Below are 24475 nucleotides of genomic sequence, written 5' to 3' on the forward strand. Positions count from 1 at the left end.
CCATGGAAGACCTCAGCGTCATAGACCAGTTTGTTGCGACCTTCTCGGCTTACATCGATAGCGGGTTCGGTCTCCTGCAGCCGGACGTCGCATTCCTGACAAGCGCCCTCATCGCGATTGACATCACGCTCGCCGGACTTTTCTGGGCAATGGGCCCCGATACCGACATTGTCGTCAGGTTCTTGAAGAAGGTCCTTTATGTAGGCGCCTTCGCGCTGATCCTCGGCAATTTTGCCCTTCTCTCGGACGTGGTGTTCACGAGTTTTGCGCAGCTGGGCCTTAACGCCACCGGCGGTACGATCACCGCCGACGATATCATGAAACCCGGTTTCGTCGCAGCGACCGGATTCGATGCCGGCCTGCCTCTTCTAGACGAGATCGAGAAGCTCACCGGACCGATCGCCTTCTTCCAGAACATTGTCATCATCGCGGTCCTGTTCCTCGCCTGGATCATCACGCTCCTCGCCTTCTTCTTCCTCGCGATCCAGCTCTTCGTGACCATCATCGAATTCAAGCTGACGACACTGGCCGGGTTCGTGCTGATCCCGTTCGCGCTCTGGAACAAGACCTCGTTCCTCGCCGAAAAAGTGCTCGGCAATGTTATCGCGTCGGGCATCAAGCTCATGGTGCTTGCCATCATCGTCGGCATTGGTTCGACCATTTTCTCCTCCATCACATCGACCTTCCAGCCAGACGAGGTGACCCTTGAACAGGCTGCCTCCGTCATCCTCGGATCGCTCTCGCTTCTGGCCCTCGGCCTGGTCGGACCCGGCATCGCCACAGGCCTCGTATCCGGGGCACCACAACTTGGGGCTGGGGCGGCCGTCGGCACCGCCGCCGGTGTGGCGGCCGGAACGGTTGCGGGTGGCAGCCTCGCCAAGGCAGGCATCGGCGCAACAGCCAGCGGTACGCGCAGCGCTGTTGGCACCGCGGCGTCCATGGCAGGCGGCGCTCGCACAGCCTACCAGATGAATGCGGCCGCTTCTGGCAAGACCGGTGCCGGCGCAACGATGGCGGGCATGAGCGGTGTCGCGGAAGCAGGTGTTCGCGCGGCAGCGTCTGGCGCGAAAGCCTTTGCCCGGCGGGCATTTGGAACCCCAGGCGAGCGTCATCAGGCCGGAGCACGCGCAGCGTTCGCGGCGACGGGTGGCACGGGCGCGCCGAACGCCGGTCCAACCAATGGACCGAATTCTTCCCCTGACTGGGCCAGGCGTATCCGGCGCGATCTGTCGACCCGCGATGCCGGCATGATGGCTGCCTCAGCTGTGCGCGACGGCGACCGGCCGGGCGGTGGCACTTCGATACAACTCAGAAATGACGAGGACTGACATGAATCTCTGGAAGCGAAATTCCACCCGCTATGGCGAGACACCGGAACCGGTCACGCCCTACCAGCGCGCCGCGCAGGCCTGGGACGACAGGATCGGCTCAGCCCGGGTGCAGGCGGCAAACTGGCGGCTGGCCGCACTGGGCAGTCTTGCCCTCTCGTTTGTCCTCGCGGGCGGCCTTGTCTGGCGCTCCACCCAGTCTTTCGTCACCCCCTATGTGGTCGAACTGACGGGCGAAGGCGCCGTGCGCGCCGTCGGCCCGGCCGACGGGCGCTATGAACCGACTGATGCGCAGATCGCGTTCCACCTCGCAGAATTTGTGAAGAACACGCGGTCCATCTCCATCGATCCGGTCGTTGTCAGGCAGAACTGGCTGACGGCCTATGCCTATGCGACCGACCGGGCCGCTGCGACGCTGAATGACTATGCCCGCGACAATGATCCTTTTGCCGACCTCGGGCGACGTTCGGTGTCGGTCGACGTGACGAGCGTCGTGCGCGCGTCCGACGAAAGCTTCACGGTGCGCTGGCGCGAGACTGCCTACCGAAATGGCACCGAGACCGGCCAGTCAAACCATACCGGCGTGTTCTCGATCGTCATCGACCCGCCACGCACGGAAGAGGCCCTGCGGGCCAATCCTCTCGGCCTCTACGTCCACGGCCTCAACTGGTCGAAAGACCACCAATAGGAGCACTCCCCCATGAAACGCCTTGCCCTGATCCTCCTCGCCTCAACCGCGCTTACGGCTTGCGAGTCTTTCCCTACCGCCGTCGGTCCCGACATCACACTCGATGAGCCGGATTATGTCGAAGATCTCTATCTCGCCCCTTACGCGGAAGAGATCAATATCGCCGACGCCGACCTTTCGCCAATGCCGGTCGCGTACCGTACTTATACACCGACACGTGTCACCGGCGCGATGCCCGGCCAGTTGAAACCAATGCCAACGGAGGCGGATGGGCCATCGCTCCAGCCCTACCAGGCCATAGAGACGGCAAACGGCAAGGCGGCGGTCGAACCCTCGCTCGACAATTACATGAACGCGATCCAAGTCTATCCCTATAGCGTGGGCGCGCTCTATCAGGTCTACTGCGCGCCGGAGCAGGTGACCGACATTGTCCTGCAGCCCGGCGAGGAGCTTGTCTCGGTCTCGGCAGGCGACACAGTGCGCTGGGTGTTGGGCGATACGGTGTCCGGGACGGGCACCGATGCCCAGGCGCATATCCTGATCAAGCCGACACAGGCCGGTCTCAAGACCAACCTCATTATCACGACCAGCCTGCGGGCCTATCATCTTGAACTCCGTGCGTTCGAAGAAACCTATATGGCGGCCGTGTCCTGGCGCTATGCTGACCAGCAATTAGTGACGCGGGTCGCGCGGTCGGGCGCGGTGTCCGCTTCAGCGTCTCCCGCCGGGTTGCAGCTGGACCGGCTGAAGTTCAGGTACGATATGGATGGGGATTTCCCGCACTGGCGGCCGGATCGCGTGTTCGATGATGGCCGCAAGGTCTATATCCAGTTCCCCGCCCGGCTCGACCAGGGCGAGGCCCCGGCCCTCTTCGTAATTGGCCGGGACGGCAAGTCTCAGCTGGTCAACTATCGCATGTCCGGCGACTATTATGTCGTCGACCGGCTGTTCGCCCGCGCCGAACTGCGCCTAGGGGAAAAGCGACAGGATGTCGTGAGGATTGCGCGCAATGACCTTGGCAGTGCGCAGCCATGACAGAGACTGCTTCCCCACCAGCACAGCCGCTCGAAATCCGAGGGCGCCCGCGCCCGGTCAAACGGTTTTCGAAGCGGGCACTCATGATCCTGCTCGGGACCGGTAGTGCGATTGTACTCGGATCGCTCGCCTTTGCCCTGCAAGGCCCGAAGGATGATGCGGCTGGACCCGCGCGCGAACTTTACAATACCGGACACAATCCGGAGGCGGACGGCTTGGCTGCGCTTCCGAAATCCTATGGTGAGATTGCGCCGGAAGACGATGTGCTCGGGCCACCGCTTCCGGGAGACCTCGGCACGCCGATCCTGAAGGCGCAGCGCGAAGGACGGATGGTATTGCCGGCGGAGGATGCGCCTGAAGGTGATCCCATGCGTGAGCAATTGGCGGCACTGGAGGCAGAGCTGCGCGCGCGTGAAGCGGCGCTTTCTGATGCAGCGCGTGGGAGTGGGGTGTTCTTCCAGGTTGGATCGGGAACCGCGGCGAGGAGCATTGGAGAGAGTACTGCCAATCCCTCAGCGGCTTCGGTGAGTTTTCCGGACCTCTCGGCGTTTGCACCATCTGCAAACGGCGCATTCGGATCGTCGCTGAGCGAAGATCCCAACCGGCAGGTGCGCAAGCTTGATTTCCTAGGCACCGAGACCGACCCGTCGATCTACAATCCGCATCGGCTGGAGACACCGGTTTCTCCCTACCAGCTGATGGCGGGCGCGATCATTCCAGCAACCCTGCTGACGGGTGTAAACTCCGATCTTCCGGGTCAGGTCATCGCGCAGGTGACAAGCCCTGTCTATGACACCGTGACCGGCGAAATCGTGCTCGTGCCGCAGGGCGCGAGACTCATTGGCCGCTATGACAGCGTCATCGCGTTCGGCCAGTCCCGCGCACTGCTCGTCTGGAGCCGGATTGTGATGCCGGACGGCACGTCCATCCGGATCGACAATCTCGCCGGTGTCGATGCGCGTGGGTATGCAGGCCTGGAAGACAAGGTCGACTATCACTCCTGGAAGCTGCTCCAAGGCGTTGCACTCTCCACTCTGCTTGGCGTCGGGTCGGAACTCGCAAGCGATGACGAGGGAGACATTGCCCAGGCCCTTCGCCGTTCGGCGCAGACAGGCGCCAATGAAGCGGGCCAGGAGATCGTACGCCGCAGTCTCGACGTCCAGCCCTCGATCACCATCCGGCCCGGCTGGCGGCTCGGCGTGCTCGTCAACAAGGACATCGTTCTGAAACCCTATGAAGGAGGCAAGCGGCCATGAGTGAAGTAAGTTTGAAAATCGGGCCGCTGCCGGACCGGACGCCGCAGAAACTCGCCGTCCTAGTCGATCCTGCTTTGGCTACGGAGCTGGAGGACTATGCACGCATCCATTCGGAGATTCACGGGGTGGAGGTTCCGGCCTCGGCGCTGGTGCCACTGATGCTGGAAACCTTTCTGGCAAGTGACACCGGATTCCGAAAGGCAAAGAAATCTTGATTGCGGTGTCGCCGGATCAACATCAGATTGTGGAGTATGCCCAATGGCAAAGGGTAAGATTAGTGAAGCCGATTTCACCAGCGAGACAAGCTGGCTGACACCGAAACAGTGCGCCGACCTTACCGGGTGGACCGTGTCCGGTCTGGAAAAGCGTCGGGTACGCGGACAATGGCCGCCTTTCTCCGTTCGTGCCGGTCGTCCAAGGTACCCCGGAGATTATATTCGACAGCAATTCGCCGAGGCTGTGGTGACCAACACCGTTCAGGCGTCGACTACCAGCGACAAATTTTAGCAGAGGTATGGTCAAAATCACGGCCCGTGTGCTGGCCGCGGTTGAAAGTCTTCTAGTTACCATAAAGCGGTAGGTATTGACTTTTGCCGGCATTTTTATATTTTGCCGGTAAATGGCCATCCAGGAACTTCCCCTCGTCATCCAGACCAGTTACGCCGAGCTGATAGACCAGCTGCGGCTGGCTGCGGCTTCCGACTTTCCAGAGGGGTCGACGTTTCGCAAAAGAAGCATTTCCGGAAAGGACTACTGGTACGTACAGGAGCCGACGACACCGCAAGGGCGTCCGCCTGAACGGTATCTGGGCGCTGACACGCCAGAGCGCCAGACAGCCATCAAAAGTGCGATGAACGCGAAAGCGCATGCCGATACACGCAAGGCCATCCGGCGCTCACTCTCGGGCGCAGGCCTGCCTGAGCCAGATGGACTGACGGGAGCCGTGATCGAGGCATTCGCGGAGGCTGGCGTGTTCCGGCTAAGAGGCGTGATTGTCGGCACAATCGCATTCCAGACCTATTCCGGCCTTCTTGGTGTGAAGCTACCGAACGCCGCCATACGAACCGGTGATGTCGACCTCGCACAAGACTATGGCGTATCTGTCGCACTCAATGATGCACTTGGCGTCTCACTGATCGACGTCCTGAAGTCGGTCGACCCTGATTTTGCGCCGATCCCTTCCTTGGCAGGACCCAACATAGCAACAACATATGCACGCCCCGGAGGATACCGGGTAGACGTCCTTACAACAAATCGTGGGGCAGACCGGGACGCGCCGGTGAACCTTCCCAGCCTCAGATCCGATGCGCTGCCCTTGCGCTCTCTAGACTTCCTGCTGAGAGACACGGTCGAAGCAGCGATCCTCACGCGCTTCGGGGCACTCGTAAACGTTCCATCCCCGGAGCGGTATGCTGTCCACAAACTGATTGTTTCAACCACGCGGAAGGACACTGGCGAGAGTGCCGTGAAGTCCGACAAGGATATTATTCAGGCCGGCCTTCTCGTCGAAGCGCTCGTTGCCAAACGCCGACAAGACGATCTGATCGCCGCCCTCAACGAGGCCGCCGCGCGAGGACCGGCCTGGCAGGAAAGGCTCAGCCAGGGCGCTGCACGTCTTGGGAATGAATCACGGGAAATCATTCAAACACTCCTGGAAGCAAACAACTGACCTGCTCTGTCGAAAATTTCGCCTCATGCGGTGGAATTCATGGAGGGGGGCAATTCAATAGCCTAAAGCACCATAATGGTTGCGCATGGGGCCAAGCCTCGCTATTCCGGCTGCATTGTAACTCAGACGGTGGCTTATTGGTGGCTTGGCGTTTGGAGGTATTGCGGCAAGCGGGGTCCAAACCCACTTAATGCATTGTTTTTTCAGGGGTCTTGCGAAAGGCTCGTTCCACCAACTTTCTGGTTTGGGACCAGAGGGTCGGAGGTTCGAATCCTCTCGCTCCGACCAATAACTTCTCGACGAAACGAGGCGGTCATATGGAAGCGCGGATCTACAGACCCAGCAAAAGCGCCATGACGTCCGGTCGCGGCAATACCAAGGCTTGGGTCCTCGAATTCGTAAAACCCGGTGCACATCGCAGTGCCGACCCCGTAATGGGCTGGACCAGCATCGACGACACATCAGGTCAGATCCGCCTCGAATTTGATACCCAGGATGAAGCCGTCGAATATGCGCAGCGCGAAGGCATGACATTCCGTGTCGAAGAATCACGTGAGCGCAAACGTCTGGTAAAGACGTACAGCGAGAATTTCGCGTTTGACCGCAAGCAACCCTGGACGCACTAAGGCGCGTCACTAGCGTGGCCCCTTAGCTCAACTGGATAGAGCACCGGACTTCTAATCCGACGGTTGCAGGTTCAAGTCCTGCAGGGGTCACCACTGATTCGAAGTTTAGCGACACACCTCCCCGTCCCCCAACGAAAAAGACCGGAGCTTTCGCCCCGGTCTTTCAGTCGCTTCAAAGCAGATGGCGATCAGACGCCAACGACTTCCGGCAGCGCCTTGCAGAAGCGCTCCACATCTTCGATCTTGCCCATCGAAACGCGGGTCCAATCTGTGTAATCCATGTACTGGCCGCGGATATAGATGCCACGATCCTTCATGGCCTTGGCCACTTCGTTCGCCGGCTTGCCTGACTTGAAGTAGACGAAGTTCGTCTGCGACGGCAGGTATTCCAGGTCGAGCGCATCGAGCGTGGTGAGAACCATCTTGCGGCCCTCAACAATTTTGCCCTTCGAGAAGGCGAGGAAGGCGGTGTCATTGTAGCTGCCGATTGCAGCAGCAAGACCGACGCCGGAAATCCATGACATGGCGGTGGACTGGATCTTGGCGGCAATTTCTGGCGACGAGATAGTGTAGCCAACGCGAATACCGGCCATGCCGTAAATCTTCGAGAAGGTACGCGACACGATGACATTGTGTCCTGCCTTCACAAGGCCAATACAGGTGTTGCCATCAGGATCGTCAGCCAGTTCCATATAGGCTTCGTCAACGAGCACAGTCGTGAGCTTGGACATGCGCACCACGGCCGCTTTCAAGGCAACCGGATCAGCAACCAGGCCGGTCGGGTTATTCGGGTTGCAAAGCTGCACGAGGCCGGTGCTCGTCGTGACCTTCGCTTCGATTGCAGCCAGGTCGGTGCTCATGTCAGGCGCAAGCGCAACACGATCAATTTCCGCCATACCGAGGTTCACGGCATAAAGTGCCGTCGTGTCCCAGAATAGGCGCGGCGCAACGATAGGGCCGTTCTTGCCATAGATCAGGGCGATGGCGCTGAGCGCTTCGCCCGAACCCGTTGTGATGGCGATCATGTCAGACGTCACGCCGTGACGCTCAGCGATCATTTCGGCCAGTTTTGCGCCGGCGATGTCCGGATAATACGCGCCTTTCTTACCAGCATATTCGATCATTTTCAGCGCTGATGGCGCCGGACCATAAGGGTTTTCATTACGCGACAGGAGGGCCACCCCCCCGCGCGGGCCAAGCAGTTCCGGATCAGGATCAGCAGACGGAGCGTTTGCTGGAAAAGCACCTTGGGCTGATGCGGATTGTGCTGTCGTGCACGCCGTTGCGCACGCGACGGTAGCGCCGACGGCTCCCGTCAGAACTAAGCGTCGTGAAATATCAAATGCCATTTTATTTCCCCAGTCGTTGGTTGTTTATAAATGGGATGTTCCCCGGCAGGCGTTCCGAGGCTCCCAATGAAGGATCAGGAAGTGAACGAATTGTACAGGACGATCGCAGACGTTGCGACGAGATAAATCCCGAATATACGCTTCAGTGCTACGGCGTTGAGACTGTGCGCGGCGCGCGCTCCGAGAGGCGCGGTAATGAAAGACATAGCAGTAATTGCCAGAACGGCAATCACGTTGACGTAGCCAATCGAACCGAATGGCAAGCCCGCCTCGCCAAGACCGAGTATCGCAAAACCGATCGCCCCCGGCACGGCAATGATCACGCCAAAACCAGCTGCCGTTGCGACAGCCTGGTGAATCGGACGACCACATGCCGTCATGACGAGCACGGCAATCGTACCGCCACCAATGCCGAGCAGAGCCGAGAACCCGCCCAGGAATGTCGCAATGGCCGCAAGAAGTGGCCCCTTAGGCATATCCGTCGTAATCGCCTTTTTCGGCTGCATGACGGGTGCGATGAAGTGCACGCCCATCAGGAAGACACCGAGGGAAAAAATCCATTTCAGCGAACGGCCGTCCATGTAGCGGGCAATGAGAATGCCGATCACTGCGCCGACCACGAGCCAGACTGTCCAGTCCTTAATGATCTGAAAATCGACGGCACCGCGCTTGTTGTGCGCATGCAGCGAGCGCAGAGAGGTGACAATGATGGTCGCGAGAGAGGTGCCGATTGCCAGGTGAGTGATCACATCACTGTCAACATTGAAGACGTTGAAAGTGAGCAGAAGGGCCGGAACGACAACGAAGCCGCCTCCGATACCAAAAAGTCCTGCGACGAATCCTGCAACAAGGCCTGCAGCAAGCAAAACGGCGATCAGCTGGCTGATGTGAGCCAGATCGAGATTTGATAATGACATGTAATTGAGTGCTTCTATTTGATGATGAGGGGCTCGCAAGGACGATAAGCACAGTCCTGAAAGCGAAGCAGGGAGCGAGTTGCCTCGCTCCCTGTATTTTTTGTCATCTGCCTAAAGGACAGTCAGATTGTACTCATAAGCATCAGAAGCTCTTGGTTGCCTTCAAATAGACAAAACCACCTTGCCAATCGACAATTGAGTCAGAGCGGTAGATCCGGCCATTTCCGGTCTCCCGTAGGTTGTTGTAATCGGGTTCGTAAGGATATTCGTTCGTTACGTTACGCGCACCGACCGTGAACTTGGTCGTGTCGTCATAGGCATAAGTCGCCTCGATATCGAACAGGACCTCGCTGCCTGAATCTTCAGTAAGCAATCCGCCTGGGCAGCTATAACCATCTGCTGCCGCGCCCGTGAGGCACTGTGATGGATTATACTCGCCGAAATAGTTCGCCCGGCCAAGGAAAGTGTAAGCCCCGATCGTGTGCGATACCGTGAACGTCGTCCGATAGTTAGGCGTGCCATTCTCGAAGTCATACACATCTTCCTCGAGGAACAGACCGTCAATGTTGACCTTCTCAACCGAGAACGTGTTGTAGTTCGAGCTCAGCGTGAAGGCCGTCGAACCCGCCGTGCCCCAATCAGCGAGATAGGTCATGACCAGATCGACCCCTTCTGTTGAGGAGTCAAACGCGTTCTGGAAGAATTGAACAGCACCGATCGTATCAGCGCCCGGTACGCCTGCCGCAATCAGCTGATCCCGGATTTCCGGCGTCACGGTGATAGAGCGCGATGCATAGAACTGGTCACTGATGTCAATCTTGTAGAGGTCAAGCGTTACGCTCAACGGGCCAAAGGTGCCCGTTGCACCAAGGGAGTAGTTCGTCGACTTTTCAGGCTTCAGCTCTTCGGCCCCAAGGAATTGCGACACAGGGTTGGAGGCCGGGAAAAGACCGGATGCGACCGGTTCACCGGCCGGGAAGCGTGTTGACACGTTCGTCGTGGCCAGCTGGCCTGGCGTTGGTGCCCTGAATCCTGTGCCGACCGAGCCACGGATATTGACGTTCGGGGTAACCGACCAACGCGCGGCAATCTTGCCATTGGTCGTTTCGCCAAAGTCGGAATAGTTCTCGAACCGGCCAGCAACCTCCACGAACAGAGCGTCCGTAAGGTCAGCTGCGGCGCCAGCATAGATGCCGTAGCTGTCGCGATTGAGCGAACCCGAATAATCCGGCGAGTAGCCCGGGAAGCCGTTCGAACCGACACCATTGAGTGTATACACCGGGTCCGAAGGATCGGCACAATCGAGCGTTGAGCCATCGGCAATGACGCCTAGTCCCGCTGCTGTCGGAGCCGCGCCGTCGCAGAAATTCCATGGATCTGCAAAGGCATACGGGCCGGCAATGTAGGAGGCTACGTCACCCGCAACAGCCTCATAGCCCTCGTCCCGCCATTCAGCACCGAAGCTGAAATCGACTGGGCTGGCGAAGCCGCCCATCTCGTAGGAATAGACAAAGTCAGCAGCAACCGCGACTTCATCCGAAATCAGATCGCCCGGATGGAAGACTGTTGGAGAGCTGTCACCCAGCGACGGGTTGACCGTGTTGCCTAGCTTGTAGTTGATCTGGTTCTTGCCGTAACGAGCCGAGAAATCATACGTGAAGTCTGGCGTGAATTCGCCACGGATACCGCCCGTTGTTGAATAGTCGACAACGTTCCCGAAGAAGCGTGGCGTAAAGCCCGCCGGGAAAAGGCTGTCAAACTTATATGTCGAACCGTCCTGCAGACGGATCAGCGGGCCGTTCACAGAGTTGCCGGGGAAGCGATAGTTGAAATCACCATCGGCCGATGAGTTCGAGTAGTTGGCGAAAGCGTAAAGTTCCTGCCCGCCTGGAAGCGTATAGCCCATGTTCACGAACGAACGGAATGCTTCCGATTCAGGCTGTCCCCATATCTGAACGTTGCTTGAGTCATAGTCGCCGCCGGGGCCATAGAGATAGGCTTTGTCCGGATTTGCGGCCACATAGGCATCGACATCGAATGACGTGGTTTCGTCCCATTGTTTGCCGCGGCTCGTAGGCTGAGCACTTGTACCTTCAAGGCTGATATTGATGAAGCCGTTCTCGCCGAGCGGCAAACCGATATTGCCTGCAATCAGAAGGTCTTCGCCGTCGCCTTCATAATATTGTCCCCCTTGGACTGTAATTTCTGCGCCTTCTGCCGAGTCCTTGAGGATGAAGTTGATAACACCGGCGATTGCGTCGGAACCGTATTGGGCCGCAGCACCATCGCGCAGGATTTCAACTGTCTTCAAAGCGGACGCGGGAATGGTCGCAACGTCAGGACCCTGTGTACCTGACCCACCAATAGACACGAGCGCAGCACGATGGCGGCGCTTTGAGTTTACGAGAACCAGAGTTTTGTCGGACGAGAGACCACGAAGTGCGGCTGGGCGCACGAATGTAGATCCATCAGAAATCGGCTCACGGCCAATCGTGTAGGATGGCACGAGTGTTTTGAGCACGTCATTCGTATCAGTGAACGAGACGTCTTTAATAGTGGCTTCGTCGAGTACATCGATAGGAACAGCAGAATCGGCGACCGTCCTTGGTTTGCCGCGAGAACCTGTCACCGTAATGGTCTGCTGGACCGACACCGAATCTGTGACGGCAAGCTCCTGCGCGGCGGCAATTTCCTGTGCGGTTGCCGTCAGCCCGCCTGCTGCAAGAAAGACACCAGACATCAAATATGTTCGAAAAGAATTTTTCATTTTTACTACTCCGTTTTGTTACGCTGCTTGTCGGGCAGCGCGACCCCATCCGCAGAGCGGACAAATTCAGTACTTCTCCGCATGCGTCGCAAAGCGTCACACTGGATAAGTCGATAAGAGATCCCGAAGACCTCACGATATGTGGAAAAGTCGCTGTCGCCAGGCGACCGCATTACGGGCCCAACATCGAGCCGCATTATCGGTTCTACATTGAACCAGTTCTCAGCAGAGCCGGAGCAAGGACTTGTTCATACTGAAATCTATATGCTTCTGGCTCTACTATGGGTGGCCGCACAGGAATGATGCACCGCAACATGCGGGAAGCTTAATGTCGGTGCACTAACACGTGCTGAGTATGGGTAAGGTGAAAGCGCTGTAGGCTAAGCAAATCAGCCTTCACCGCACGAAACGCATATTGTTCACGGAAGCATGTTCGAGATGGCGACAATTGTTTCTGCAATCTCGCGCACAGGCTTTCCTCGCGACATGGCCATCTTGCGAAGCGCTTCATAAGCAGCATGTTCTGTGACGCCTCGCTGCTCCATCAGTAACCCCTTGGCCCGCTCGATCAGCTTGCGGGCTTCCAGGTCGCTCTTGGACCGTGACAGTTCCTTATGAAGCGCATCCATCAGCCGGAACCGCTCCATCGCAACGTCAAGCACCGGCCCAACCCGCGCAGCAGACAGGCCGCTGACAATGTACCCGCTGGCACCTGCCCTAATTGCCCGTCGCGCGAGATCGCCTTGGTCAGCCTCCACAAATACGACAATCGGCATCGGGCGCTTGCCGGAAAGCTCTTCCACAACGCGGATCATGTCGCCATCGGGCACATGACGGCTAATAATAAGTAGATCGGCTTTATGAATATCAGTCGCGGCGATAATGGATTGCATGGATAGCTCGCCTATGCGGCGCACATTTGCCGTATTGCCGAGCCCTTCATCGAATATTGCCGCTCTGGCAACATCATCCTCGACGAGCAGAATCTCCAGCGGAATAACAGGTGGATCGTAATTCGGCACGTTCATGGTGTGCTTCTCGATAGTTGAGAAACGCTCCGCAGCCACTGGCATGACCATGAGGCCAAAACCAGGCTACCGGGTCCAATTAGCAATGATCGTGTCTTAGGTATTGCCATAAAGCAGAATATCGCCGAGCCCCTGATTGCTACTAGATTTGAGGTAGCTTCAGGGGCACGTCGCCCTGAATACAAGGCGAATCGCCGCTCGGCGCGACCGGAAGCCTGGCGAGATGCAACCTTGGGCACACAAATTGGGTTTCTGCCCACAACGTGGCAGTTCCGAGTAACTATCTGGCATCTTGCGACTCCACCCGTAACGAGTAGGTAGAAAGCCTATTCAGCAGGCGCAGGAACCAAATCGGCCTCTTTTTCCTCGGCCTCAAGCCGCCGGGCCACGTCATTCGGTGAACCCGATTTCCGTGCAATCAGCGCATAAGCCGTCGGCACAAATAATACGGTAATGAACGCCGCCGTGATAACGCCGAACAAGATAACGACGCCGATGGCTTGACGAGTTTCAGCCCCTGCCCCTTCCGACAAAATGAGAGGCACAGCACCAGCGGCCGTGGTGAGGCTGGTCATCACGATTGGCCGGAAGCGTGCCAGAGCCGCTTCTCGTAGTGCCACATCAAACTCTTCACCCTCATCGCGCAGCTGGTTAGCGAATTCCACGATTAGGATGCCGTTCTTTGCGGCAAGGCCGACCAGCATTATCAATCCGATCTGCGTATAGATATTCAGTGTATTGCCCGTGAGCCATAGGCCCAGCAAACCGCCAGCAATCGTTGCCGGCACACAGAGCATAATAATGATAGGATGCCGGTAGCTTTCAAACTGGGCGGCCAAGACCAGGAACACAATAACCAGACCGATCGCAAACACGAACAGGATGGAACCTCCGGACGACTTGAAGTCCAGCGACTGGCCCTTGTAGTCAATCGTGGCCTCTGTCGGCAGAACTTCCTTCGCGATACGCTCCATGCCGCTCAACGCCGTACCTAGCGAGACTCCTTGTGCAAGCCCCGCTTCGATGGTGATGGATCGGACGCGATTGTAGCGGTTGAGGCTGGGACTATCGGCGATGGACTCGATCTTGGTCAGACTGGACAGTGGAACAAGCTGCCCCGAGCGCGATGACCGCACATAGATGTTCTGCACGTCCGTGGGCGTATTCTGGTCCGACCGCAGCCCCTCGAGGATGACATCATATTCCTCGCCCTGGTCGGTATAAGTAGTCACGCGGCGCGATCCGAGCATGGTTTGCAAGGTATTGCCGATATCGGCGACGGTCACGCCCAAGTCGGCGGCTCTGTCATAATCGATCGAGATACGGAACTGTGGCTGAGTTTCCTTATAGTCCCAGTCGATATCAACAAGGCCCGGGTTATTGTCTTCCAGAGCCGCCACAAATGTATCGCGCCACTGCGTTAGCTGCTCATAGGACGGCCCGCCAAGCACGAACTGAACGGGCTTTCCATTGCCCCCGCCGAGCCCCTGCCGCATAACCGCAAAGGCCCTAATACCAGGCATGTCAGACAGTTTGCGATTTATCTCCGCAATGATCTCGTCACCGGAGCGCCGCTTCGACCAGTCATCCAGCACGACCACAACAAAGCCCTGGTTGAAGCTCGAACTGCCAAATCCCGGCGCCCGAACCAGAAGGCGGGTTGCCTCTCCAGACTCCGTATAAGGTAGCAGGCGCTGCTCGATCTCATCGAGATAGGTCGCCATATAATCAAACGATGCGCCTTCCTCACCGCGAATGCTGATGAAGAATGTACCGCGATCCTCCTGAGGCACGAATTCTTCGTCGATATTCTGGTAAAGCCAGGCAGCGCCTCCGAAAATACCCAACAGTATGAGCATCACAAAGATCGGCCGGTAGATGAGTTTACTCAGAATCCAGCCATAACCAGTCCTTAGCCGAGCAAAGACGCTATCGATCGCCAACGGGATGTAACGCGTAACGCCCGTCCTCGCCTTGGGCTTCAAAAGCTTTGACGACATCATCGGCACGATCGTCAGGGACAATATGCTGGAGAAGAAAACGGCGGCGGCCATCGTCAGCGCGAACTCGGTGAACAGGCGGCCGACATTGCCTTGCAGGAACGTGATAGGAAGGAATACCGCGATCAGCACCATCGTTGTCGCAACTACGGCAAAGCCCACCTGACGCGTGCCGCGATAGGCAGCCACAAGCGGTGTTTCACCATACTCGTCCATCCGCCGGTGGATGTTCTCTAGCACAACGATGGCATCATCCACGACAAGGCCGATGGCCAGAACCAGCGCAAGCAGCGTGAGCAGGTTGATCGATAGGCCGAGCGCTAACAGAACGATGAACGTAGAAATAATCGAGATCGGCACCGTAATGGCCGGGATTATCGTCGATCGCAGGCTGCCTAGAAACATGAAGATGACGACTGTCACCAGCCCAACAGCGATGAATAGTGTATTGTAGACTTCGCGAATGGACGCATCGATGAAGATCGAGGAATCAGACCCCCGCGCGATCACCATGCCTTCCGGCAATGTCTTGCTGATCTCGTCGGCCAGATCCCTCGCCGCGGCGGCCACTTCCACAGTGTTGGCCGTTGACTGTTTGATGATGCCCAGTCCGACCATGGGAACGCCATTGCCCCGGAAGGTCGTCCTGTCTTCGGCCGTACCGCGTTCAACGCGCGCAACGTCGCCAAGGCGCACAAGATAGCCGTCATCTCCCTGTGCAATGACCAGTCCGGCAAAGTCCTGCGGTGTCTTGAAGGCCCGCTCAATCCGGACCGTGAAGTTACGGGAATCAGACTCCAGACTGCCGGCTGGGGCTTCGATATTCTCCCGCCTTAGCGCATTCTCAATGTCACTTACTGCTAGGCCACGGGAGGCCAGCGCCCGCCGATCGATCCATATGCGCAGCGCATAGTCGCGCGCGCCGCCGACCTGTACACGCGCAACGCCATCGAGGGCAGAGAAACGGTCAACGATGTACCGGTCCGCATAATCGGTCAGTTCAGGCGTTGTCATGCGATCGCTGCCGAAGTTCAGCCAGATAATGACGTCATCATTCGCGTCCGCCTTCTCGATCTCGGGGGGATCGGCTTCCGGCGGCAAATTGTTCAGTACACCTGATACGCGGTCGCGAATATCATTGGCCGCCGCGTCAATGTCCTGGTCGATGCTGAACTCAATACTGATGCGCGAGCGGCCATCAGTGGAATTCGAATTAATAAAGCGGATGCCGGAGACGCCGGCGATACGGTCTTCAATTACTCGCGTGATGCGCGTCTCAATCACATTGGCCGAGGCACCGGGATAACGCGTGCTGATCGTCACGATTGGCGCGTCAATGTCCGGGTATTCGCGCAGCGCCAGCCTATTATAGGCGACGAGGCCGAAAATGATCAGGATAAGCGACAGGACAGATGCGAAGACCGGACGCTTGACGGAGACGTCTGACAGCAACATCCGGGCTATTGTGCGTTGAGGGCAGCGCCGTTGCCGGACGCGCCAGGGAAAACAGCAGAACGCTCACGCACAAGGACTTCACCCCCATCGCGCGCCTTGATCGCTCCCTCGGTAATAATGAGATCGCCCTGTGACAGTCCGGAAAGGACTTCAACATTCCCGCCCTGGCGAAGGCCAATCTGGACCTTTCGCTTTCGCGCGATTTTCTTGCCATTTTCTTCCATGGCGACGAAAACGAAGTTATCAGGTCCAAGTGGCTGTATTGCCCCTTCAGGAATCGATAGGGCGGTGCGAGCGTCGACCAGAATGGTGACACGCATGAACATGCCAGCCTTCAGGTCACGGTCAGGGTTTGGGAGAACGGCACGTACGCGTACCGATCGCGTGACGGGGTCAATTGTATTGTCGACGCTGTCGATCTTCCCGGCAAATTCCATGCCGGGCAGGTCATCGGTCGTCGCCGTAACAGTCACACCAGCCCTAAGTGACAAAAGGAAGTTCGAGGGGACGCCGAAATCGAGGTTCATTTCGCTATCGTCGACCAGTGTCGCAACCACATCACCCGGTTTGACGTAGGAGCCGACGCTGACCATCCGGAACCCGAGAACGCCATCAAATGGCGCAACCAGGACGCGGTCCTTCTGGCGAACTTGAACTGCGCGAAGCTGAGCCGTAGCGCTGTCGAGATCACGGCGGGCTGCATCAAGAGATGTCTGGGCGATCGCATCCTGGCTCGCGAGTTGCTGGGCGCGCTCATACTGCCGACGCGCTTCATCAGCTGTGGCCTGGGCAGATTCGACCAGAGCGACCTGCTCACGTTGCGCGAGGGAGAGAAGGGTCTTGCCAGCCGTTACGCGCTCACCGTCGTCAAAATAGATCGCAGTTACGCGGTCGGCGACATTGAGCGTGAGTTCCACGCGCTCATTTGCCTTCAACGTACCCAGCGCCTCGATCCGCATGGCAAAATCCTGTTTACCCACTTCCGCGACGAACACGCTGGAGGGCCCCCGCCCCTGAGCGAATGCATGCGCTGTGAGAAGCGTCATGACAGCAACGGCCGCGCCAAGCGCGCGCGGCAGAGTCAGCTTGCTCCAGATACGGCCAGTATGTGCCATTCAAATGCCTTATGATGTTCCGTCATCTGCGAGACTTCCGCACGAATGCCCGGAAACAAGCGCCGACATGGCTTTGTCCCTGCACTTCACGAAGTAGTTCGCCAAGTCCAATAGGCAATACCATGTTGAGCGTCTCGCTTAGCATCAAAAAACAAACAGTTTCCCAATGGTAACGAGAAATTTATCGGTTAAGAGCCGCTTTCAATCCTTGGAATCTGTTTTTGAAGCAGCAGTGAGACCGATTTCAGCAAAAACCTCGTCTGTATGCTCGCCTATGAGGGGAGCCGGGCGGATTGTACGGGCCGACTCGTCTCTGAAAATCACCGGGGGTTGCGTCTCCCAATAATTCCCCTCGGTGGGATGCGCACGTTTCTGGAAGAAACCGACCGCCCTCAGATGCGGGTCATCCCTTAGCTCTGTAATATCATTTACGCGTGCCGCTGGAATGTCCGCCGCAGAGAATGCCTCAAGCCAATGCTGAGTCGGTTTAGCGGTGAGATAAGACTGAACTCGCTCCATCATGTAGGGCATGTTGTGATAACGCCCCCGCCGGTCATTGAGGCGTTCGTCCTTTAGCTCGTCCGGCGCTCCCAGCACGTCAAACAGGCGAATCCAACGCGCGTCGACATAAGGCGCAATAGTGATCCAGCCGTCTTCTGTTTCCAGCGGTTGCCGTGAGGGGTCGACCTGCCGCTGGTAGCAGGCTGGACCATTCGGGGGATCGAACGTCTCGCCGTAAAGGTGCTCTTCCAGCAGGAAATGGGTCATACATTCGAACATAGGCACTTCGACATGCACGGCTTCCCCGGTCCGGTCGCGCTTACGCAGCGCCGCGAGCGTGGCATAGACAGCGTGCAGGCCGGACACCTTGTCTGCAATGGCCGTCGGCAGGAAGCGCGGTGCAGGATTGCCGTCCACGCGTGGCAGCAGGCTGGCCGTGCCAGAAAGACCCTGAATCAGGTCATCATAGGCCGGACGCCCGGCATAGGGACCGCTCGATCCGAAGCCCGTGCAATGCACATAGACAATATCCGGCTTGATCGCCTTGACCTCCTCATAGGTCAGCCCGATCCGCGCCACCGCATCCTCCCTGACATTATGGATGAACACATCGCTCTGCTGGATAAGCTTGGTGATAGCCGCCTTGCCCTCGTCCGATTTGAGATCCCAGACAACCGAGCGCTTGCCGCGATTGATGGTAAGGTGGCACGGGCCCATGCTTTTCGTGTTCACAGGCTTGCCGACGTTACGGAAATCATCTCCTGCCGCCGGCTCGACCTTCACGACATCTGCGCCCATGTCAGCAAGGGTCTGCGTGCAATAGGGACCGAAAATGACCGTCGTCATGTCAGCGATGCGGATATCGGAGAGTACATTGGTGCCGGGCATGGGCATTTCCTCGATCATTCTATCAACGGCTTCACGTCCTTGCGGACGGGATTCCGACGGGTTTCTCAGGGGTTTGCTACGGGTTTGAGTGGGGGTTTTCAATGCGGAGAGGAGACTTCCAATCCCCTTCCCCGGCGGCACTCAGCCAGTTTTTTGACTTCGGCTCGGCGCGTCCCCAAGTAACCTGCTCACCGTTGCTGCCTGATCGCGCGACGCCATTCCGGAGCGCTGACTGATGCCCAAACTGTCCATACTTGATCTTGTCCGAGTGACCGAAGGCACTGATGCTCGCACCGCCATGGACAATGCGCGCGACCTCGCCGCACACGCCGAAAACTGGGATTACAACCGCATCTGGGTGGCTGAACACCATAACATGGCCGGTATCGCCAGTGCTGCGACGTCGCTGGTTATCTCCCACATGGCTGCAGGCTCTAAGAAAATCCGGGTCGGCGCAGGTGGCATCATGCTACCGAACCATGCGCCGATCGTGATCGCCGAGCAGTTCGGTACCCTTGAACGACTCTATCCCGGACGCATCGATCTCGGCCTCGGCCGTGCTCCCGGCACCGACCAGATCACCGTACGCGCCCTGCGCACAACCCAGGAAGCGGCCGAACGTTTCCCTCAGGACGTCATGGAACTGCAAGCCTTCTTCAAACCTGTCCAACCGGGCCAACGCGTCCAGGCCGTACCCGCCGCAGGCACAAACGTGCCACTTTGGATCCTCGGCTCCAGTCATTTCGGCGCCATGCTGGCAGCAGAGCTTGGCCTGCCATACGCCTTCGCCTCACACTTTGCGCCTGCGCATCTCATGGCCGCGCTCGAAATCTACCGCAGCCGTTTCAAGCCATCTGAACAGCTGGGCAAGCCATACGCCATGGTCGGCGTGAACATCATCGCTGCCGAAACAGATGCCGAGGCCCAGCGCCTTTCGACCACGCAGAAGATGTCATTTGCCAACCTGTTGCGCGGCACACGCTCTTTCAGCCAACCTCCCATCGATAATATCGACGATTACTGGTCCCCTGCGGAAAAAGCACAGGCCCAGAACATGCTGGCCCGCTCCATTGTCGGGTCACCGGACACCGTCGGCAAAGGCATTGAAACCCTCGTCTCCGAAACCGGCGCTGAAGAGCTTATCATTGTATCCGACGTATATGATCACGGCGCACGCCTACGCTCTTTCGAACTGATCGCCAGCACGCAAAATTAATCCCCCCGCCTCCGGGATTGCATAACACCGCCAAGATAGGTGATGTTGCTGCAGAAAATAAAATCGGAGGAAATGACTTTGAACTTTGATGATACAGATTTTACCGGAAAACGCGTACTCGTCGTTGGAGGGTCTAGCGGCATCGGCAATGGCATCGCACAGGCCTTCCGCGCCCGCGGCGCTGAAGTACATGTCTGGGGAACACGCGCCAAGGCGTCTGACTATGATCCAGCCGATGGCAGCGATCTCGAAGGCCTCCTCTATCAGCAGGTTGATGTCGGAAGCCCCGACGAAATTGAATCTGCACAGCTTGACTTCGACACCCTCGATTGCCTCGTCCTCAGCCAGGGCATCGTCGTCTACAAACGCGGAGAATTCGAAAACCCCGGATGGGACAAGGTCATGGCCGTCAATCTCGACAGCCTGATGCACTGCTCCCGCGTCTGCAAACCCATGCTCGCAAAGACACAGGGTTCGGTCATTATCGTCAGCTCGATCTCAGGCCTGTCGGCCAATGTCGGCAACCCGGCCTATGCCGCCTCAAAAGCTGGCGCCATCAGCCTCACAAAGACGCTGGGCCAAGCTTGGGCGCCTGACGGTATCCGCGTCAACGGCCTCGCTCCGGGCCTTGTCGATACGAAGCTCACCAAGGTAACGACCGAAAACCCAAAACGCCTTGAGGGCGCTTTGCGGGCCATACCGGTAGGCCGTATGGGCACCCCCGGAGACATGGCCGGTGCCGCGATCTTCCTCGCAAGCCCCTTAGCCGCCTATGTCTGCGGCCAGACGCTCATCGTCGATGGCGGCCTATCCCTCTAGAAGACAAGCGAAAGTCGCGGCACGCAATCGGACCAGAAAACTGCTTGTGTAGCAGTACCATGCCCGGCATTACCCCACCCTTAAAGATGAGAGATAACGGCAAATTCCGAAACCAGGTCGTCAAGCTAAGACCTGAGAGAGATCGACCTCAGAATAGAGATGCGCCGATATGATTCAGACATAATATAGATAATTTATTTACCAATGCCACATGCATATGGCGGATCTGGAAGTATATGAGCATTATCTATCTTGCTTTATCGCACTTTTGCTTGCATTCTACCCCGATGACAGATCCTCTATCGACATTTGACATCAAAATCCTCGAACAGCTCCAGAAGGACTGCTCCGTTTCAACAGTTGAGCTGGCGGAAATAGTCGGACTTTCCCAATCACCCTGTTGGCGCCGACTGCAGCGCCTGAAGGACGAAGGGTACATCAAGAGGCAGGTCGCCATCCTCGACCGCGAAAAACTTGGGTTCGGCCTGCATATATTCGCGTACCTTAAGGTACAGCGACTGTCAGAAAAGGACCGCGCGACGTTCAGTCGGAAAGTGGAGAACACACCGGAAATCCTGGAATGCTATTCCATCTTCGGCGAGATGGACATCATGATGAAAATACAGGCCAAATCGATGAGCTGGTACCAAGACTTCCTGATGAATTTCCTGATGAACCTGCCCGGTGTGGATAATGTGAACTCCACAGCCACTCTTGGCGAGATCAAATCCACAACCGCTGTACCGGTACGAGGCAATTTGGCGCTTTAGGCGCCTTAACCACATGGCAAGGGGGCAAAGCCCGGCCCGCTTTTCGCCTTACGAAAAGTGGCCGACCTTTCATGCGCATCTTGGAGCTTACTCAGAAGTAGCGCCACCGTTCAGAACCGCCGGCGGAGAAGCAAATGATTTAATTGCCAATGCTTCGTATATCTCGCTTGGAAAGTAGACATCCCCATTCTTCACGACCATTCTTGGCGCCTTGATGGCTTTTAGATCAGCCAGCGGATTGCCTGCAAGCAGGACAAAGTCGGCGAACTTGCCAACCTCGATCGTTCCAAGTGTATCGCCATAGCCAAGATACTCGGCCGGCCCTTGTGTACCGATCGCCAGAACGTCAGCGACCGGGATGCCAGCCTTGTTATAGAGCTCAAGTTCACGATGAACCGTAAATCCCGTTCCATCATCTGTTCCGGGCAGTATCCGGATACCAGAATCATAGAGCAGCTTGAGCGTAGCCAGCGTCTTCTGGAAGCCTTCGACATAAGCCCGATCCGCAGCAGCATCCTCAAGCGTCACGAAAGTGCGCTTGCGGTATCGCTGGTAGCCGATTGGCATGTGGTCAAGATAGTCGACGTCACCGGGTGGAGTGGCACCCGCGCGGCTCAGCATCAGCCGCTCGAGGATGACGGCCGTCGGGTCGATACCCACATTGTTAGTTTTCATGAGCGATATGGTCGTATGCACCTGCTCGGAATTTAGGTCCAACTTCGCGCCACGCGCCATGCCCGTGAGACGCAGCGGCGTACGCGTATCTTCATCAGGTGCCAGCAACCAGCCGAGCATCAGCTGGTTGATATGCGTGATCTCGTCGTAGCCAGCTTTGATCATGTTGTCCGCATTGGTGAAAGCTGGCACGTGCCCAATAACGCGCATGCCATGACCGTGCGCCAGCGTCGCCATGGCGGGCACCCATGCGGGATTCATAGAGTTATAGATCTTGATGAACGGGTACTTGCGATCCGCATACCAATTGACGGCATCAAGCGCTTCCTGTTCTGTTGACGCAATGATGCCAACGCGCGCAGAAAACGGGCTGCGGCCTTCAATGAAGCCCGCCGGGGTAATGCGTGGTCCGACGACAGTTCCTGCGTCCAGCTTGGCCATGAGGTCTGTGAGGAAGTCATTGTCGTTGCCCATGTCGCGCGTAGAAGTCACGCCAGCGGCAATGTAATATAAACCCGAGTCTAGCGACGCGTGGGAATGGACATCGTACATGCCGGGCATCAACGTTCCGCCCTGCCCATCGAACACAGTCATGCTCTCGGTCAGATCGTCGCCCGAGGGATAAGACTCTATCTTTTCGATTTGAGAATTGTGCACGATGACTGTCAATGGCTCGCTAAGCGTGCCTGCGCTGGGCGTGAGAATGCGCACATTCGCAATTGCAAAGGCGCCGCCATAGGTGTGGCGTAGTTGCTTGGCCAGATTTTCTGCGCGTGCCACCTTGAGCGTGCGAGCCAGTTCCATGAGCGGCGTAACAAGATCCTCATGGCCGGTCTGAACAATGGCTGATGATTCTGAAAAATCAGCAAAGAACGCACCGGACTTGTCAAGCGCAATAAGACTTGGCGCCATGTCGATGCCCGACAAGAGATAGATGTCGAGGGCGATCTCGGAATCTCCGGACACAAGCGCGACGCCGTCCAGCTCTTCAAGACGCAGCTGTCCGGAAGGTATAACGGCCATCGAGTGATCTGGGTCGGCCAACAGGGCTTTCACATAGACATAGTTCGCCCACGGACTGCCGTCGTTCACGGCATAAAGGGCTGGAGCATCCTGGTTTTGGACACCGGAATCTGCCTGGCTTTTCCATGTCGCAATGCCGTCGTGAAATTCAAATGTCTCGCTAACATCTCCGCCCATGAGCGAAGTGCCGGCAATGGTCCATTCGGTTGGAATGCCCTGCGCATCAACGACAAGATGCTCGGAATGTTTCGGGCCTCGGCCATTGCTGTCGACATAGTATTCAACATCCGTGGCATCGCCTTTTCCGGTCGCCTTCACGTAGCCAACGTTCTCGCCATTCTGGATGATGCTGAGCGACTGCGTCTCAGGCAGCGCCGATTCCTTACCGGCCACCTCTGCGGTGCCGCATGCAGTGAGTACAGTAACGGCTGCTGTCAGCATGAGCGTCCACTTTATTGGCTTCATTGGGATTGCTCTCCTTTGGTAGCCATGGTGGCCGTGTGGGTCTGTATGAAAGTATAGATACTGTCTGCGAACGGCGCCCTGAGCGCGTCCTCATCAAAAGGCGAATGCCCGGAAGCAAGTATCTTTAGTTCGACGCGCTCCTGAGGCAGCCCGGCATGGGTCAGTGCATATCGTGTCGCGAGCAACGGCGTCGCGAGATCGCGGTAGCCACCAAAAACGAGCAGCCGCGCATCCGTCTTCACGTTCATGAAATCAGCAACACGGGGCGTGGCGTCAGCATAGAAGAGCTCCAGGCTAGCGCCTGACCAGTCCCATGCAAAGTTGGCGTCGAGATTGAGTGACCTGTAGTCTTCACCCTGATCAAGCCCGGTCATGTCCGTAAGGTAGGCCGCAATATCCGAAGCAAGGATCTTGTTGGATCGTCCCAGTCCCAAAGATGGGTCATTTGCGGCGGCCGGTCGGTCTGTATTAGTCGCGATAGGCTTTACAGATTGAGTTTTTGCCGTGTTGAGGCGGCTGATGAGAAGATTATCGCCCGCGAGAAGTGTTTCAAGAAAGTCCTGGATACCGACGCGCAAGTTGGCCTGAAGCACAAGGTCCGATGGCAAGCCCGTCATCGCGGCTACTTCGCTAGCGAGGCTCTGCTTTTCCGATTCATCAAGCAGATCGCCCTGCTCCAGTGCGACGAGCAACTCCGTTTCGCTGAACCGACGGGCGATTTCCCAAGCCTCTGCTTCACCTGATGCCTCAATGGATGACTTGCCGAAACGCCATGCCGTCGCCACCATGGTCGGCAACGCAAAGACGTTGCCGAGATCGCTGGCACTAGCGCTGGCATTGAGCAGGGGTGAGACCTGTTCGTCGTCAGGTATTTTGAGACAGAAG

At 57.4% G+C, this 24475-nt stretch carries 19 protein-coding genes and 1 tRNA gene; 11 read left to right on the forward strand and 9 right to left on the reverse strand.

The annotated features are described in order from the left end of the window. The first annotated feature begins 2 nt into the window (after positions 1-2). The 8 genes from trbL to HOC_RS16595 all read left to right on the forward strand — a co-directional run bounded on the left by trbL (position 3) and on the right by HOC_RS16595 (position 6695). Positions 3-1328, forward strand: a complete 1326-nt coding sequence (gene trbL, locus HOC_RS16560; RefSeq protein ID WP_035540647.1) for a P-type conjugative transfer protein TrbL — start codon at positions 3-5, stop codon at positions 1326-1328. A gap of 1 nt (position 1329) precedes the next feature. Next, positions 1330-2016 carry a conjugal transfer protein TrbF gene (gene trbF / locus HOC_RS16565; protein ID WP_035540649.1) on the forward strand — a complete coding sequence of 229 codons (687 nt, stop codon included), beginning with the start codon at positions 1330-1332 and terminating at the stop codon, positions 2014-2016. A gap of 12 nt (positions 2017-2028) precedes the next feature. Beyond that, the gene (trbG, locus tag HOC_RS16570) at positions 2029-3051 is read left to right on the forward strand and encodes a P-type conjugative transfer protein TrbG (RefSeq protein ID WP_035540650.1); all 1023 of its coding nucleotides are present in this window, start codon (positions 2029-2031) and stop codon (positions 3049-3051) included. Further along, positions 3048-4307 carry a TraB/TrbI/VirB10 family type IV secretion system protein gene (locus HOC_RS16575; protein WP_035540652.1) on the forward strand — a complete coding sequence of 420 codons (1260 nt, stop codon included), beginning with the start codon at positions 3048-3050 and terminating at the stop codon, positions 4305-4307. The genes trbG and HOC_RS16575 overlap by 4 nt, the downstream gene beginning before the upstream one ends. Then, a complete protein-coding gene (locus HOC_RS16580) occupies positions 4304-4522 on the forward strand; it encodes a DUF2274 domain-containing protein (RefSeq protein WP_035540654.1) in 219 nt (72 codons plus the stop codon). The genes HOC_RS16575 and HOC_RS16580 overlap by 4 nt, the downstream gene beginning before the upstream one ends. A 404-nt stretch (positions 4523-4926) precedes the next feature. Next, the gene (locus tag HOC_RS16585) at positions 4927-5976 is read left to right on the forward strand and encodes a nucleotidyltransferase family protein (RefSeq protein ID WP_035540657.1); all 1050 of its coding nucleotides are present in this window, start codon (positions 4927-4929) and stop codon (positions 5974-5976) included. Between the two features lie 317 nt (positions 5977-6293). Further along, positions 6294-6602, forward strand: a complete 309-nt coding sequence (locus HOC_RS16590; RefSeq protein WP_035540660.1) for an ETC complex I subunit — start codon at positions 6294-6296, stop codon at positions 6600-6602. A gap of 16 nt (positions 6603-6618) precedes the next feature. Continuing rightward, positions 6619-6695: transfer RNA gene (locus tag HOC_RS16595), tRNA-Arg, on the forward strand. Positions 6696-6790: 95 nt separating this feature from the next. Here the strand turns inward: HOC_RS16595 and HOC_RS16600 are convergent. The 7 genes from HOC_RS16600 to HOC_RS16630 form a co-directional block, all read right to left on the reverse strand. Then, positions 6791-7951: a pyridoxal phosphate-dependent aminotransferase gene (locus HOC_RS16600; protein ID WP_035540663.1), complete on the reverse strand. Its 1161-nt coding sequence runs from the start codon at positions 7949-7951 to the stop codon at positions 6791-6793. Between the two features lie 74 nt (positions 7952-8025). After that, a complete protein-coding gene (locus HOC_RS16605) occupies positions 8026-8868 on the reverse strand; it encodes a sulfite exporter TauE/SafE family protein (protein WP_051625022.1) in 843 nt (280 codons plus the stop codon). 142 nt (positions 8869-9010) lie between these two features. Continuing rightward, positions 9011-11608 (reverse strand): TonB-dependent receptor plug domain-containing protein, encoded by a 2598-nt coding sequence (locus HOC_RS16610; RefSeq protein ID WP_241767069.1) that lies wholly within the window; start codon positions 11606-11608, stop codon positions 9011-9013. A gap of 446 nt (positions 11609-12054) precedes the next feature. Beyond that, complete coding sequence (locus HOC_RS16615; protein ID WP_162174883.1) at positions 12055-12663, reverse strand: ANTAR domain-containing response regulator; 609 nt, start codon at positions 12661-12663, stop codon at positions 12055-12057. 326 nt (positions 12664-12989) lie between these two features. Beyond that, positions 12990-16118 carry an efflux RND transporter permease subunit gene (locus HOC_RS16620; protein ID WP_035540667.1) on the reverse strand — a complete coding sequence of 1043 codons (3129 nt, stop codon included), beginning with the start codon at positions 16116-16118 and terminating at the stop codon, positions 12990-12992. Positions 16119-16123: 5 nt separating this feature from the next. After that, positions 16124-17233 carry an efflux RND transporter periplasmic adaptor subunit gene (locus HOC_RS16625; RefSeq protein ID WP_241767070.1) on the reverse strand — a complete coding sequence of 370 codons (1110 nt, stop codon included), beginning with the start codon at positions 17231-17233 and terminating at the stop codon, positions 16124-16126. Positions 17234-17434: 201 nt separating this feature from the next. Next, entirely contained in the window at positions 17435-18622 is a 1188-nt protein-coding gene (locus tag HOC_RS16630; RefSeq protein ID WP_035540689.1) for a CaiB/BaiF CoA transferase family protein, read from the reverse strand. A 235-nt stretch (positions 18623-18857) separates the two neighbouring features. On the opposite strand from HOC_RS16630, the gene HOC_RS16635 reads away from it, so the two are divergent. The 3 genes from HOC_RS16635 (at position 18858) to HOC_RS16645 (ending at position 21427) form a co-directional block, all read left to right on the forward strand. Beyond that, positions 18858-19838: an LLM class flavin-dependent oxidoreductase gene (locus tag HOC_RS16635; RefSeq protein ID WP_035540669.1), complete on the forward strand. Its 981-nt coding sequence runs from the start codon at positions 18858-18860 to the stop codon at positions 19836-19838. 72 nt (positions 19839-19910) lie between these two features. Next, positions 19911-20657 (forward strand): SDR family NAD(P)-dependent oxidoreductase, encoded by a 747-nt coding sequence (locus HOC_RS16640; protein ID WP_035540671.1) that lies wholly within the window; start codon positions 19911-19913, stop codon positions 20655-20657. A gap of 236 nt (positions 20658-20893) precedes the next feature. Next, complete coding sequence (locus HOC_RS16645) at positions 20894-21427, forward strand: Lrp/AsnC family transcriptional regulator (RefSeq protein ID WP_241767071.1); 534 nt, start codon at positions 20894-20896, stop codon at positions 21425-21427. An 87-nt stretch (positions 21428-21514) separates the two neighbouring features. Here the strand turns inward: HOC_RS16645 and HOC_RS16650 are convergent, their stop codons facing one another. Both HOC_RS16650 and HOC_RS22420 read right to left on the reverse strand, forming a co-directional pair. After that, positions 21515-23590 carry an amidohydrolase family protein gene (locus HOC_RS16650; protein ID WP_051625024.1) on the reverse strand — a complete coding sequence of 692 codons (2076 nt, stop codon included), beginning with the start codon at positions 23588-23590 and terminating at the stop codon, positions 21515-21517. After that, positions 23587-24475 (reverse strand): hypothetical protein (locus tag HOC_RS22420; RefSeq protein WP_035540676.1); only part of this gene is annotated, 889 nt, incomplete at its 5' end. The genes HOC_RS22420 and HOC_RS16650, both read right to left, overlap by 4 nt.

It is taken from the genome of Hyphomonas oceanitis SCH89 (assembly GCF_000685295.1).
Lineage (GTDB): Bacteria > Pseudomonadota > Alphaproteobacteria > Caulobacterales > Hyphomonadaceae > Hyphomonas > Hyphomonas oceanitis.